This is a genomic window from Micromonospora sp. NPDC050187, assembly GCF_044459745.1.
Taxonomy (GTDB): Bacteria; Actinomycetota; Actinomycetes; order Mycobacteriales; family Micromonosporaceae; genus Micromonospora.
This window is the reverse complement of record NZ_JBITJH010000057.1, coordinates 1-1,973: the sequence shown is the minus strand read 5'-3', so window position 1 is coordinate 1,973 and position 1,973 is coordinate 1. Positions and strand designations below refer to the sequence as shown.

Below are 1,973 nucleotides of genomic sequence, written 5' to 3'. Positions count from 1 at the left end.
GCCGGGCATGTGGTGTTGACGAGTCGTCGTGGTGAGCGGGCTCCGGGTGCGGCGGAGTTGGCCGAGCGGTTGCGGGCGTCGGGTGCGCGGGTGACTGTCGCGGCCTGTGACGTGGCGGACCGTACGCAGGTGGCGGCCCTGTTGGACGGCCTGGCCGGGCAGGGCGATTCCGTCCGTGCCGTCGTGCACGCCGCCGGGGCTCCCCAGTTCACCCCCCTCGCCGACGTCAGCCAGGACGAACTGGCCGACGTGCTCCGGGCCAAGGTCGACGGCGCGGCCCACCTCGACGAGTTGCTGCCCGACGGGTTGGACGCGTTCGTGGTGTTCTCGTCCATCGCGGGGGTGTGGGGTTCGGCGGGACAGCCAGGCTACGCGGCGGCCAACGCCTTCGTGGACGCGCTCGTCACGCGCCGCCGTGACCGGGGTGCCGTCGGCACCGCCGTGGCGTGGGGGCCCTGGGCCGGCGGAGGCATGGCCGTGCAGGGCGAGGCGCAGGAGCAGTTGGCCCGGCGTGGTCTGCCGGCGATGGATCCGGAGTTGGCGGTCACCGCGTTGCAGGGCGCCCTGGACCGGGACGACGTCTCGGTGGTCGTCGCCGACGTGGCCTGGGACCGCTTCGCCGCCTCCTTCACCGCGCTGCGCCCCAGCCCGCTGCTCGACGAGATTCCCGGGGCGCGGCCCGCGCAGACCGACGCCAACGGGGAGACCGGCGACGGCACGCAGCTCGGACGCCGGCTCGCCGGCATGACACCCGTCGAGCGGGACGCATACCTGCTCGACCTCGTCCGAGCCCAGGCTGCCGCCGTGCTCGGGCACCCGACGCCGGACGCCGTACCGGCCGACCGGGCCTTCCAACGTCAGGGCTTCGACTCGCTCACCGCGGTCGAACTGCGCAACCGACTCACCGCCGAGACCGGCCTGACCCTGCCCAGCACCCTGGTCTTCGACCATCCGACGCCGCTCGCCCTGGCGACCCACCTCGGCATCGAACTGATCGGGACGCCGGCCGCGACGGTGGCGGAGAACCGGACCGTCGCCGTCAACGACGACCCGATCGTCATCGTCGGCATGGGCTGTCGCCTGCCCGGCGGCGTCGACACCACCGACCGCCTCTGGGAACTGCTCACCGCCGGACGGGACGGCATCTCCGACTTCCCGCTCGACCGGGGCTGGGACAGCTTCCTCGACGGCAGGCTCACCGATACCTCCTTCCCTCGCCAGGGCGGCTTCGTCTACGACGCGGGAGCGTTCGACGCGGAGTTCTTCGGCATCTCGCCCCGTGAGGCGGTCGCCATGGACCCGCAGCAGCGACTGCTGCTGGAGGTCTCCTGGGAGGCGATCGAATCAGCCGGCGTGGACCCGTCCCGCCTCAAGGGCGAACGGGTCGGCGTCTTCGCGGGCGCGAGCTTCCAGGGGTACGCCTCGACCGCGATGGGTCGGGACCAGGAGGTCGGCGGTCACCTGCTCACCGGCAACGCGACCAGCGTGCTGTCGGGTCGGGTGGCGTACTCGTTCGGGTTCGAGGGGCCGGCGGTGACGGTGGACACGGCGTGTTCGTCGTCGTTGGTGGCCCTGCACCTGGCGGTGCAGTCGTTGCGGTCGGGTGAGTGCGACCTGGCCCTCGCTGGTGGCGTGACGGTCATGGCTTCCCCCGCCACCTTCGTCGAGTTCTCCCGGCAGGGCGGCCTCGCGCCGGACGGGCGCTGCAAGTCGTTCGCCGAGGGCGCCGACGGCACCGGTTGGTCGGAGGGCGTAGGTGTACTCCTGGTGCAGCGGCTCTCCGACGCGCGTCGGGATGGTCGGCGGGTTTTGGCGGTGGTGCGGGGCACTGCGGTGAACCAGGATGGTGCGTCGAACGGGTTGACGGCGCCGAATGGTCCGTCGCAGCAGCGGGTGATCCGGCAGGCTCTGGCGAACGCCCGGTTGACCACGGCGGACGTGGACGTGGTGGAGGCGCACGGCACGGGTACGAC

General features: G+C 72.6%; 1 protein-coding gene. It reads left to right on the top strand.

The features are described 5' to 3' along the window. On the top strand, positions 1–1,973 hold a 1,973-nt coding region (locus ACIBJE_RS31565; protein WP_396753930.1), incomplete at both ends, for a type I polyketide synthase.